The organism is Corynebacterium sp. (assembly GCF_030535495.1).
Taxonomy (GTDB): domain Bacteria; phylum Actinomycetota; class Actinomycetes; order Mycobacteriales; family Mycobacteriaceae; genus Corynebacterium.
Map to the genome: position 1 here is coordinate 17,866 of NZ_JAUNRW010000007.1, position 11,891 is coordinate 29,756.

The following is an 11,891-nucleotide window of genomic DNA, read 5'->3' on the forward strand; positions in this document are numbered from 1 at the left end:
TGGGCGTCGAGAGGCGAAAAGAAAAGCACAGGCAATGGGCAAGACCCCGAATCTGTGGATAACTCGGGTTATCCACATCCCGGGGCCACCGCGGACGACGCTATCCGGAGTTTTCTGCTAGAAGGTGGAAGGTTACGGTCTCACCCGGATTGCCGTTGGCTTGAGCGCTCACCGCGTGCTCCCCGGGGTGCAGCGTTCTCGTCGCGAGCTGCCGGAAGGTGCGGCGCTTGCGTACCTCAGCCACCTCGCCGGCCGCCACCGACACCCGCCCGAGTCGGAAGGTCGCAGGACGCAGGGAACCGTCGGGGCGGCGGAAATGTATCCGATAGTCGACGATGACGTCGCGCGCCTGCCCGGATTCGTTGGCCACGGTCACGGCGATTTCGGTGGCCTCGCCGATCCGTACGCGTTCCGGTGTCACCCGTACCGAACGCACCATGATCGCCGGGTCACGGCCCGCCCCGAGCACTTCCAGAGCGTCGGGGTCACCCTGCTTGACCAGCGTGCGCAGGCCCTTGGTCACGATCCACCGCGTCCGCTCCGAATCCATCGCCCACCAGCGCCGCGCCGTCTCCACGGCCAGCCCGGGGTGATCCCGGGAGATGTCGTTGAGGTTGTTGGCCACGGAGGTGCGGACGTAGAGCGACGGGTCGTCGATAAGCATGTCGAGGACCGCGATGACCGGCCGCGGATCGGCAACGAACGGGGCGTACCTGCCCGCCCACGGCAGCCGCGGCCGGATGCCCTCCGACGCCAGACGCCGCACATGGTGGCTGTCCGATTCTGCCCACGTGCGGATGGTATCCATCGTCAACTGCGGCCACCGCGCAAGGTACGGGCGGATCGCGTACTCGCCCGTGTGGCGGCGGGTGATCTCCTCGATCGCCGCCAGCGACTCGCGCGGATGCTCCAGCCCGAACTCCTCCACGAACCGGGCCACCGGCATGAGGTACCACGACTCGGTGAACATCCCCTGGTCGTCGCGCAGCTCGGGCCCCAGGGCATCGACGAGCATGCTTATCGACGCCACATAGTCCCCACCCAGCCTCTCCCGCAGCTCCTCGGCGATCACCAGCACCCGGTCCTTGAGTTCCAGGCCCTCCACCCGCCGGTCCACGGCCCCCGCGAAATCCTCCCCGTCGAGGCGCTCCCCCACCATCGCCGCGATGCGCCGGGCGCAGTCGCCCGTGAAATGGCGCTTGAGGCTGTGGTCTTTCATCTATTCAGGCAGCATGAGGTCCGGCTTGTCCAGCTCCTCGATGTTGACGTCCTTGTAGGTGATCACGCGGACATAGCGCACGAAACGGGCGGCGCGGTACATGTCCCACACCCAGGCATCGGACATGCGGACCTCGTAGTAGACGTCACGCCCGTCGTTGTGCGGGATGAGCTCCACCGCATTGGCCAGGTAGAAGCGGCGTTCGGTCTCCACGACATAGGAGAACTGGCTGACCACGTCCCGGTACTCGCGGTACAGGGAGAGCTCCACCTCTGCCTCGTAGTTGTCGAGTTCCTCAGCGCTCACGTAAACCTCCATGTTCCAGCCACTCGTCGTGGGCCTTGACGACGTTGGCGTAAGTGTAGCGATGCTCCGCGCACCCGCCGTGCTGCCGCACCGCAGCCATGTGTGCCTTCGTCGAGTAACCCTTGTGCGCGGCCAGTCCGTAACCGGGGTGGCGCGCGTCCATCTCCACCATGAGACGGTCGCGGGAAACCTTCGCCAGGACACTCGCCGCGGAGATGGCGCGCACGTGCGCATCCCCGCCCACCACCGGCAGATGCGGGACATCCAGGCCCGGGATCCGCCAGGCGTCGGTGAGCACGTACCCGGGGCGGACCTCGAGCTGGGCGATCGCCCGCCGCATGCCGGAGATGTTGGCGTGCTGGATACCGCGGGCGTCGATGGCCGCGGCCGAGATGCTCACCACGGACCAGGCGAGGGCGGCGTCGATAATGCGCGGGTAGAGCCGCTCCCGCCAGGCGGGAGTGAGCTTCTTGGAGTCGGTGAGTTTCTCCAGCCCCTCAATCTCACCCGGCGGGAGGATGCAGGCGGCGACGGTCAACGGGCCGCAGCAGGCCCCGCGCCCCGCCTCATCGACGCCCGCCACGGGGCCGAGGCCGCGGGCGCGCAGAAGCTCCTCCACTACTCCTGGATCGCGGGGTCCGCGACACCGCCGATGCGGTTGAAGGGGAAGATGATGGCCTGGACCTTGCCGCGGATGTTCTCGTCCGGGATGGTGCCCTGGAACTCGTCGCCGATGTGCGCACGGGAGTCGGCGGAGTTGGTGCGGTTGTCGCCCATCATGAAGTAGTTGTTCTCGGGCACCGTCAGCGGGCCGAAATAGGAACCGCCGCAGGCCTCAGATCCCGTGGTCGGATCCACCGGGTAGGCCGGGGGCTCGAGGATGTAGGACTGGTCGATCGGTTGCCCGTCGACCATCACGGCCGGGTCCCCCTCCTGGCAGGACACGGTCTGACCGCCGGTGGCGACGATACGCTTGACCAGGTCATTCTCATCGGGTGCGACAAGTCCGACATAGGAGCCGGCATTCTGCAGCGCACGCACCACATCATTCTGGGAACGCTGCGAGACGAACCCCTGGTTCCAGGAGTCGGTGCCCTTGTACACCACCACATCCCCGGCCTGGGGATCACCGAAGCGGTAGCTGATCTTGTCCACGAAGATGCGGTCACCCGTGCAGCCTGCGCAACCGTGCAGGGTGGGCTCCATCGACTGCGAGGGGATCATGTACACGCGCCCCACGAACGTCTGGATGAGGAAGATCGCCAGCAGGGTCACCGCGATGACCACCGGAATCTCGATGTACCACGGGGTGGGCTTCTTCTCTGCCTGGTCCGCCCCGCTGGCCGACGCCGCCGTGGACCCCGTCCGCTCCTCGTGGTTCTTCTCCGCATCACTCACGGGGACCGAGCCTAGCAGCAGGCAACGGGCCTAGACTGATTCGACATGAAGTCCTCCGCGTTCCGCGCTCTGCTGGCCATGCTCGCCCACCACAAGGGTGCGTTGGCCGTGGCCGTGGTCCTCTCCCTCGTCGGATCCGCACTGGGCCTGGCGCAGCCGCTGGTGATCAACCAGCTCATCTCCACCGTCGGGCAGGGCCCCATCGCGCACCTGGCCTGGATTCTCGTGGGCCTGCTGGTGGTGTCCTCGGTGCTGGGCGCGGCGCAGTCCTATCTGCTCACCGTCACCGCGGAATCGGCGGTGAAGGCGACCCGCCACGATCTCATCGGCCAGCTCCTGCGCCTGCCCATCGCCGTCTACGACCGCCATCGCACCGGTGACCTGGTCACCCGCCTGGGGTCGGACACCACCATCATCCGCTCCGCCTTCACCGGCGGCCTGGTCAGCGCCATCGGCGGCCTGGCCACGATGATCGGCGCCATCATCCTCATGGCCATGGTCGACGTGTTCATGCTGGGTCTGGTCATGGCCGTGGTGTCGGTGACCCTGGTGGCGGTCATCGGTTCCTCCACCCTCATCCAGCGCTACACCAAGCGCGCCCAGGAGGCGGTCGGCGATCTCGGCGCCGGCATGGACCGCGCCCTCGTCGCGGTGCGCACCATCCGCGCGTCCGGCGCCCAGGATTCCGTCGAGGCGAACCTGCGTGCCGACGCCGACCACGCCTGGTACCAGGGAGTGCGCATCGCGCGGGTGGCGGCGCTCATCTTCCCCGCCGCCGGGCTGGCGATGCAGGGCTCCTTCCTGCTGGTCCTCGGCATCGGCGGCGCCCGCGTGGCCGCCGGGACGATCTCCGTCGCCGACCTGGTGACCTTCGTTCTCTACCTGTTCATGGTGTCCATGCCGCTGGGCTCGATATTCGGGGCGATCACCACCATCCGCCAGGCGATGGGTGCGATCGAACGCATCGAGCAGGTCATGGACGAGGAGCCCGAGTCAACGGACGGCACGCCGGCCCGCCCCGCCCACTCCGTGCGTTTCGACGACGTCTCCTTCGCCTACTCCGACGACGCCCCCGTGCTTCACGACGTCACCGTCGACATCCCCGCCGGCACCAAGACCGCCATCGTCGGTCCCTCCGGCTCCGGCAAGTCGACCATGCTGGCGCTCATCGAGCGCTTCTACGACCCCACCTCCGGGCGCCTCTACCTGGGAGATCAGGACATGGCGGGGCTCACGCGCTCCTCGGTGCGCGACATCGTCGGTTACGTCGAACAGGAGGCCGCCGTCCTGGCCGGCACCGTCCGCGACAACCTGCGCCTGGCCACCCCGGAGGCCACCGATGAGCAGTGCTGGTGGGCGCTCGACCAGGTCAATCTGCGCGAACGCATGGCGGAGGCCGAGGGCCTGGACACCGTCCTCGGCGACCGCGGCCTGACCCTTTCCGGAGGTCAGCGCCAGCGCCTCGCCCTGGCCCGCATGCTGCTCATGGATTCCCCCATCCTGCTTCTCGACGAACCCACCTCCGCCGTCGACTCCCAGAACGAGCAGCTCATCCTCGACGCCATCGACGCCTCCGCAGCCGACCGCACCCTTGTCGTCGTCGCCCACCGCCTGTCGACGGTCACCGACGCCGACCAGATCATCGTGCTTGCCGACGGCCGCGTCGTCGGCGTCGGCACCCACGCGTCACTGATGGAGTCGAGTGAGTTGTACCGCGACCTCGCCTCGCGCCAGCTGCTGGCGTAGCGCGCGGCTGCCCTGCTGAACGGTCAGCCGGCCACGTTCCAGTCCCGGACTTCCTTCCCCGCGCTCACATTCCGGAGCCAGTAGGTGCTTTCCGGGGCCCAGCCCGCGAGCACGCTGGCGTGCTCCTCGTCGACCGGGACCGCCCGGCCGGCGGTGGTGAGGTAGCCGCGAACGGTGAGGTGCACGGCGTCGACGTGGTGGGCCATCTCCTCGTAGTCCGGCATCAGCCAGCGTCCCTTCCGGCCGGTGCACGCGTCCCAGTCGTAGCGCTTCTGGCGGGTGACCTCGAGGGGGAAGCGGCGGCACAGGTCCGCCCAGTCGTGCGGTCCGGTGATCTCGGCGACGCGCGCCCCGGCCGGTACATCGATCCGCCGACCCCGGGCCTGTGTCCAGCCGAAGGAGTCCTCCACGAAGTGCAGACCGGCCGGTGAAGCGTCGTTAAGCAACGTGGTGCTCAGCTGCGCGTCGAACGGCGGTGTGGACCACCACTGTCCGCTGGAGGGGCGGCTGCGGCGCAGCCTCCGCTCCTCCCCGCGCACGCATGCTCCCCACTCCCGCAGTGCCCGGTCCACCGACCGCCTCACGTGTGCATGGCTGCCTTCCTCACGCCACCACCACTCCCACTGTTCATCGGCGTTGAAGGCGGTGTCGAACCACGGGATGTCCAGGTGCTTCTCCACCCGGGCGAGCGCCTCCCGCATCTCCGGGGTCGCCAGCAATCGGTCCTGCCCGGACGGAGGCTGCCAATAGGCGGCACTGTCCACGACCTGGGCGACGACGTCGCGTACGACGTCGAAGGCGGGCTGGACCACCGGCACCTGCTCCAGCCGGGCGGCGACCTCAGCGGGACTCACCTCGGGGGCATCCTGCGGCGGCTCCGACGTGCCACCGCAGGCGGTGTAATAGCTGACCGACCTGGGCGGCTCGAAGGCACGGCATGCGTGGTGGAGGGCCCCACCGAGGTCCACATCATCCCCGGCCAGAGCCACCTCGAGGAGAAACTGGCGGCCACGTGGGGCATCGACGAGCATCATCGGACCCACGGTACGCCCAAAAGGACATCCCCCGCACCAGCAGGTACGGGGGATGTTCCGGTGAAGACTAGCGCTTCTCCTTGATGCGGGCTGCCTTGCCGCGCAGCTCGCGCAGGTAGTACAGCTTCGCACGGCGGACGTCACCGCGACGAACGACCTCGATGGAGGAGATGTTCGGGGAGTGGACCGGGAAGGTACGCTCCACACCGATGCCGAAGGTGACCTTGCGGACGGTGAAGGTCTCGCGGATACCGGAGCCCTGGCGACGGATGACGACACCCTTGAACAGCTGGGTACGCTCCGTGGAGCCCTCGATGACCTTGACCTGGACGTCGAGGGTGTCACCGGCGCGGAAGGCCGGGATATCGTCGCGCAGCTGCGCGGCATCAACCTTGTCGAGAATGTTCATGCGACATGTTCCTTTTCAGTTCTGGACAGAGGACCCTGGCGGCATTTTCCCTGTTGGGACGCTCGACCGGTTCGTGCCCGTGACATACAACCTGCACAGTCTCCCACACCGACCACCCCCGGGCAAAACCACGGGTGCTACGATGACCGACGACCCCACGGGCGCCCGAGGCATCGGGCTGAGATTGCGCTGGTCAGCCGCGCAAGCACCGTTCGAACCTGTCCGGTTAGTACCGGCGAAGGAAGAGAGGCGAGGCAATGCAGCCTACCCATGACTCCAGCACGGAAATTCACCCCAAGCACCGTTTCGCGCCCATCGAGTCCCACGGCCTGAGCGTCCCCGAGACGGAGATCCACCTGGATGACTCCCCCACCGGCCCCAACGAGCCTTTCCGCATCTACCGCACGCGCGGCCCGGAGTGCAATGTCACCGTCGGGCTCCCGGCGCTGCGCGCGGACTGGATCGCGGAACGCGGGGACGTCGAGAAGTACGAGGGCCGCCCCCGCAACCTGGCCGATGACGGCAAGACGGCGACCCGGCGCGGCGAGGCTTCGGCCGAGTGGCAGGGCGAGAAGCGCCCGACTCTGCGCGCTACCTCGGGCAAGCGCGTGACGCAGATGCACTACGCGCGGCAGGGCATCATCACGAAGGAGATGGAGTTCGTCGCCCTGCGTGAGCACTGCGAGCCGGAGTTCGTGCGCTCGGAGATCGCCCGCGGCCGGGCGATCCTGCCGAACAACATCAACCACCCGGAGTCGGAGCCGATGATCATCGGCCGGAAGTTCCTCACCAAGATCAACGCGAACATCGGCAACTCGGCCGTCACCTCCTCCATCCAGGAGGAGGTGGAGAAGCTGCGCTGGGCCACCCGCTGGGGTGCGGACACGGTCATGGATCTGTCCACCGGCAACGACATCCACACCACCCGCGAGTGGATCCTGCGCAACTCCCCCGTCCCCATCGGCACGGTCCCGATCTACCAGGCGCTGGAGAAGGTCAACGGCATCGCCGAGGACCTGACCTGGGAGATCTTCCGCGACACCGTCATCGAGCAGTGTGAGCAGGGTGTGGACTACATGACCGTCCACGCCGGCGTGCGCCTGCCGTTCATCCCGCTGACCACCGAGCGCGTGACGGGCATCGTCTCCCGCGGCGGCTCCATCATGGCCGGCTGGTGCCTGGCGCACCACAAGGAGTCCTTCCTCTACGAGAACTTCGACGAGCTCTGCGAGATCTTCGCCCACTACGACGTCGCCTTCTCCCTCGGTGACGGCCTGCGCCCGGGCAGCCTCGCCGACGCCAACGACGACGCCCAGTTCGCGGAGCTCAAGACCATCGGCGAGCTCACCCGCCGCGCCTGGGAGTACGACGTCCAGGTCATGGTGGAGGGCCCCGGCCACGTGCCGCTCAACATGGTGCAGGTCAACAACGAGCTGGAGCAGGAGTGGGCCTCCGACGCCCCCTTCTACACCCTCGGCCCGCTGGTCACGGACATCGCTCCCGGCTATGACCACATCACCTCCGCCATCGGCGCCGCACACATCGCCATGGGCGGCACCGCCATGCTGTGCTACGTCACCCCGAAGGAGCACCTCGGTCTGCCCAACCGCGACGACGTCAAGACCGGCGTGATCACCTACAAGCTGGCCGCGCACGCCGCGGATGTGGCCAAGGGCCATCCGGGCGCCCGCGACTGGGACGACGCCATGTCCAAGGCGCGTTTCGAGTTCCGCTGGCACGACCAGTTCGCCCTGTCCCTCGACCCGGAGACCGCGCAGGCCTACCACGATGAGACCCTGCCCGCGGAGCCGGCGAAGACCGCGCACTTCTGCTCCATGTGCGGCCCGAAGTTCTGCTCCATGCGCATCAGCCAGGACATCCGCGACGCCTTCGGCTCGAAGCTCGGCATCCCCCAGGTCGGTGCGCCGGAGGCGGAGGACGGCATGCGTACCATGTCGGAGGAGTTCCGCAAGCGCGGTTCCCACGTCTACCTCGAATCGGTGAATGATGCGTCCCTCCCTTGACCTGCGTTGCTACCTCGTGACCGGCTCCGGCACCCGCGAACACATCCTCGACGTGGTCCGCGCGGCCGTCGACGGCGGCTGCGGCACCGTGCAGGTGCGCAGCAAGCCGATCGACGCGCGCGATCTCTACGAGCTCACCGCCGCCGTCGCCCGCGAGGTCGGTGACCGTGCGACGGTGCTTATCGACGACCGCGTCGACGTCGCCCTCGCCCTCATGCGCCAGGGTCTGCCCGTCCACGGCGTCCACGTCGGGCAGAGTGATCTGCCCGTCGAGCAGGTCCGGGATCTGCTCGGTCCCGACGCCATCATCGGGTTGACCACGGGCACCCCGGAGCTGGTCGCCGCCGCCAACGACCACGGTGACATCATCGACTACATCGGCGCCGGGCCGTACCGCCCCACCCCCACGAAGGACTCCGGCCGCCCTCCGCTGGGCCTCGACGGCTACCGGGAGCTCGCGGCGCTCTCGCAGGTGCCGGTGGTCGCCATCGGGGACGTCACCGCCGATGACGCCGCCGACCTGGCCGCCACCGGGGTGGCCGGCCTGGCCGTGGTCCGCGGTCTCATGAACGCCGACGATCCCCGCGCCTACGCTGCCCGCCTGGTGGAGGGTTTCCAGTGATCACCGTCGTCGGCGGCGGGCTCATCGGCCTGGCGACCGCCCTGCGCCTGGCCGACCGCGGACACGAGGTCACCCTGCAGGATCCCGCCCCCGCCTCCGGCGCCACCCACCACGCCGGCGGCATGCTGGCCCCGGTGGCCGAGGTGGTTTACCGGCAGGAGCCGCTGTTCCCGCTCATGCTGCGCTCGGCGGAGCTGTATCCGGGGTTGATGGGGGTCGTCGATAAGCACACGGACCTGCCCACCGGATACCGCACCGAGGGCACCCTCGTGGTGGCCGCGGACCGGGCCGATGCCACGCACCTCGCGGAGCTGGCCGAGTACCAGGCCACGCACGCCATGACCGCCGAGCGGCTGCCCCTGCGGCAGGCGCGTTCGCTCGAGCCCGCGCTGAGTCCGCAGCTGGCCGGCGCCGTGCACATCCCCGGCGACCACCAGGTCAACCCGCGTCTGTTCGCCGCCGCGCTTCTCGACGCCCTGGCCAACCTCAACGTCCCCATCCTCCGGGAGCGCGCGGAGGAACTGCCCGCCGGCCCGGTCATCCTGGCCAACGGCCTCGGCGCCGGGGCCCTCCACCCCGGGCTCAAGCTGCGGCCCGTCTACGGCGACATCCTGCGCCTCGGTGTGCCCGCTCACCTGCAGCCCATGCTCACGCGCGTGGTGCGCGGCTTCGTCGAGGACCGCCCCGTCTATCTCATCCCGCGTTCCGATGACACCATCGCCGTCGGCGCCACCTCCCGCGAGGATGACCGCCCCGTTCCCCGCACCGGTGCCGTCCACGATCTGCTGCGCGACGCCACCCGCCTGGTCCCCGGCCTGGAGGAGTGCGATTTCCTCGAGGCCACCACGGGCGCGCGCCCGGGCACCCCGGACGATCTTCCGTACCTTGGGAGGGTGAACGAGAACCTCATCGTCTCCACCGGGTATTTCCGCCACGGCATCCTGCTGACCGCACTGGCCGCCGACGTGGCCGTCCACCTCGTGGAGGGCACGGACCCGGGGATCGACCTCGCGGCGTGCGACCCGCACCGACACAAGGAGTGACATGAACCTGACCGTCAACAACGAGCCCGTCGAGACCACCGCCACCACCCTCCTCGGCCTCGTCGAGGAGACCCTCGGCGAGCTTCCCGCCGCCGGAGTCGCCGTCGCCGTCGACGGTGACGTCGTCCCGCGTTCCGAATGGGACCGCGAACTCGCCGAGGGCCAGTCCATCGACATTCTCACCGCCGTCCAGGGAGGCTGATCCATGCTCACCATCGCCGACCGCACCTTTAGTTCCCACCTCATCATGGGCACGGGCGGGGCGACGTCGATGTCCATGCTCGAGGATTCGCTCGTGGCCTCCGGCACGGAGCTGACCACCGTGGCCATGCGTCGCCACGCGGCACGCACGGACGGCGGCGAGTCCGTCTTCGACCTGCTCCAGCGCCTCGACATCGCCCCGCTGCCCAACACCGCCGGCTGCCGCACCGCGCGCGACGCCGTCATCACGGCCAAGCTGGCCCGCGAGGCGCTGGGCACCAACTGGGTGAAAGTGGAGGTCATCGCCGACGAGCACACCCTGCTCCCCGACGTCGTCGAGCTTATCGACGCCTGCGAGCTCCTCGTCGCCGAGGGCTTCGTCGTCCTGGCCTACACCTCCGATGACCCGGTCGTGGCCAAGCGCCTGGAGGACGTCGGTGTTGCGGCTGTCATGCCGCTCGGTTCGCCGATCGGCACCGGGCTGGGCATTCTCAACCCGCACAACATCGAGCTGATCTGCTCGCGGACCTCTGTGCCCGTGCTTCTCGACGCCGGCGTCGGCACCGCCTCCGACGCCGCCCTCGCCATGGAGCTCGGCTGCTCCGGCGTGCTGCTGGCCTCCGCCGTCAACCGCTCGCAGGATCCGGTTGCGATGGCCACCGCCATCAGAATGGCCGTGGAGGCTGGTCGCCTGGCCGCTGGCGCTGGCCGGATCCCACGCCGCGAGCACGCCGTCGCCTCCTCCAGCTTCGACGGGCTGGTGTCCTGGTCGGACCAGGTGCTGTAGATGCGTGAGACAGAACTGCGCCGGGTGGCCCGCCAGCTGGCCCTGCCCGGCTTCGGGATGGACCAGCAGCAGGCGCTTGCCGACGCCCACGTCCTGGTCATCGGCGCCGGCGGCCTCGGCTGCCCCGCCATGCAGTCCCTGGCCTCCGCCGGGGTCGGGCACATCACGGTCATCGACGACGACACCGTCGACATCACCAACATCCACCGCCAGATCCTCTTCGGCGCCTCCGATGTCGGACGGGTGAAGGTGGAGGTCGCCGCCGAGCGCCTCGCCGAACTGCAGCCGGGTATCCAGGTGACCGCGCTGAACGAACGCCTGAATGTGTCCAACGCGGTGGAGCTGGTCGGCTCCGTGGACCTGGTGCTCGACGGCTCCGACTCCTTCCAGACGAAATACCTCGTGGCCGACGCCGCCGAGATCACCGGCACTCCCCTCGTGTGGGGCACCGTGCTGCGCTTCCACGGGGATGTCTGCCTGTTCAACTCCGGACCCGCCTCACGAGGCGTGGGCCTGCGCGACCTCTTCCCTGAGCAGCCGCCGGGTATCGAGGACTGCGCCACCGCCGGCGTCCTCGGCGCCACCACCGCCGTCATCGGTGCTCTGCTGGCCACCACCGCCATCGGCTGGTTGTCCGGCCTCGAGGTAGTGCCCGGCCGGATGCTGCGCTACGACGCCTTTCCCGGTTCCACCCGCACCTTCCAGATCGCGGCCGACCCGGCTCGTGAGCTGGTCACGGAGCTGGACGCGTCCTACGGCGACGTGGTGTGCGCGGTCGGCCCCTCCCCGCTTGCCGACGTCCGCGCCGGATCAGCCATCCTCCTCGACATCCGCGAACCCCACGAGAAGATTCTCAACGACTCTCTCGCCGAGCTGGATCCGGTGCGGCTGCCGCTGTCGGAGATCACCGGGCCGGATACCGTGCGCCACGCGCTGGGAGATGCTTCGCGCGTGGTGGTGCACTGCGCCTCCGGCGTGCGCTCGGCGAAGTTCTGCGCGCAGTACGCGGACCTCGGTTACGAGCTTATCGACCTGCCCGGCGGGATCAACGGCCTGGGCGGGTAGCTGACGGCTCCCCGCTGAGTTCGTGCATCTCCCCCAT

General features: G+C 68.8%; 13 protein-coding genes and 1 riboswitch. Of the genes, 7 read left to right on the forward strand and 6 right to left on the reverse strand.

All coding sequences use genetic code 11. From position 1 onward, the window contains the following. Positions 1–100: 100 nt before the first annotated feature. From Q4F73_RS01870 to lepB, 4 genes are read right to left on the reverse strand one after another with little or no spacing between them, the layout of a single operon-like run. Positions 101–1,219, reverse strand: a complete 1,119-nt coding sequence (locus Q4F73_RS01870; protein ID WP_303357649.1) for a DNA alkylation repair protein — start codon at positions 1,217–1,219, stop codon at positions 101–103. Further along, the gene (locus Q4F73_RS01875) at positions 1,220–1,525 is read right to left on the reverse strand and encodes a DUF2469 domain-containing protein (protein WP_303357650.1); all 306 of its coding nucleotides are present in this window, start codon (positions 1,523–1,525) and stop codon (positions 1,220–1,222) included. After that, positions 1,515–2,144 carry a ribonuclease HII gene (locus Q4F73_RS01880; RefSeq protein WP_303357651.1) on the reverse strand — a complete coding sequence of 210 codons (630 nt, stop codon included), beginning with the start codon at positions 2,142–2,144 and terminating at the stop codon, positions 1,515–1,517. The genes Q4F73_RS01875 and Q4F73_RS01880 overlap by 11 nt, the downstream gene beginning before the upstream one ends. Further along, positions 2,144–2,923 (reverse strand): signal peptidase I, encoded by a 780-nt coding sequence (gene lepB, locus Q4F73_RS01885; RefSeq protein ID WP_303357652.1) that lies wholly within the window; start codon positions 2,921–2,923, stop codon positions 2,144–2,146. Before lepB ends, Q4F73_RS01880 begins: the two co-directional genes overlap by 1 nt. A 45-nt stretch (positions 2,924–2,968) precedes the next feature. Between lepB and Q4F73_RS01890 the strand changes: the two genes are divergently transcribed. After that, the gene (locus Q4F73_RS01890; RefSeq protein WP_303357653.1) at positions 2,969–4,669 is read left to right on the forward strand and encodes an ABC transporter ATP-binding protein; all 1,701 of its coding nucleotides are present in this window, start codon (positions 2,969–2,971) and stop codon (positions 4,667–4,669) included. 23 nt (positions 4,670–4,692) lie between these two features. Here the strand turns inward: Q4F73_RS01890 and Q4F73_RS01895 are convergent, their stop codons facing one another. Beyond that, positions 4,693–5,703 (reverse strand): hypothetical protein, encoded by a 1,011-nt coding sequence (locus tag Q4F73_RS01895; protein WP_303357654.1) that lies wholly within the window; start codon positions 5,701–5,703, stop codon positions 4,693–4,695. Positions 5,704–5,770: 67 nt separating this feature from the next. Next, on the reverse strand, positions 5,771–6,112 hold the full coding sequence (rplS, locus tag Q4F73_RS01900; protein WP_303357655.1) for a 50S ribosomal protein L19: 342 nt from the start codon (positions 6,110–6,112) through the stop codon (positions 5,771–5,773). Between the two features lie 147 nt (positions 6,113–6,259). Continuing rightward, positions 6,260–6,374: riboswitch (TPP riboswitch) on the forward strand. Here rplS and thiC point away from each other — a divergent pair. The 6 genes from thiC (at position 6,370) to Q4F73_RS01930 (ending at position 11,854) form a co-directional block, all read left to right on the forward strand. Then, complete coding sequence (thiC, locus tag Q4F73_RS01905; protein ID WP_303357656.1) at positions 6,370–8,136, forward strand: phosphomethylpyrimidine synthase ThiC; 1,767 nt, start codon at positions 6,370–6,372, stop codon at positions 8,134–8,136. It overlaps the preceding riboswitch by 5 nt. Next, positions 8,120–8,758: a thiamine phosphate synthase gene (locus Q4F73_RS01910; RefSeq protein WP_303357680.1), complete on the forward strand. Its 639-nt coding sequence runs from the start codon at positions 8,120–8,122 to the stop codon at positions 8,756–8,758. The genes thiC and Q4F73_RS01910 overlap by 17 nt, the downstream gene beginning before the upstream one ends. Beyond that, on the forward strand, positions 8,755–9,801 hold the full coding sequence (gene thiO, locus Q4F73_RS01915; protein WP_368660508.1) for a glycine oxidase ThiO: 1,047 nt from the start codon (positions 8,755–8,757) through the stop codon (positions 9,799–9,801). Before Q4F73_RS01910 ends, thiO begins: the two co-directional genes overlap by 4 nt. A 1-nt stretch (position 9,802) precedes the next feature. Beyond that, a complete protein-coding gene (gene thiS, locus Q4F73_RS01920; protein WP_303357657.1) occupies positions 9,803–10,003 on the forward strand; it encodes a sulfur carrier protein ThiS in 201 nt (66 codons plus the stop codon). A gap of 3 nt (positions 10,004–10,006) precedes the next feature. Next, the gene (locus tag Q4F73_RS01925) at positions 10,007–10,789 is read left to right on the forward strand and encodes a thiazole synthase (RefSeq protein ID WP_303357658.1); all 783 of its coding nucleotides are present in this window, start codon (positions 10,007–10,009) and stop codon (positions 10,787–10,789) included. Continuing rightward, positions 10,790–11,854 carry a ThiF family adenylyltransferase gene (locus tag Q4F73_RS01930; RefSeq protein ID WP_303357659.1) on the forward strand — a complete coding sequence of 355 codons (1,065 nt, stop codon included), beginning with the start codon at positions 10,790–10,792 and terminating at the stop codon, positions 11,852–11,854. The last annotated feature ends 37 nt before the right edge of the window (positions 11,855–11,891 follow it).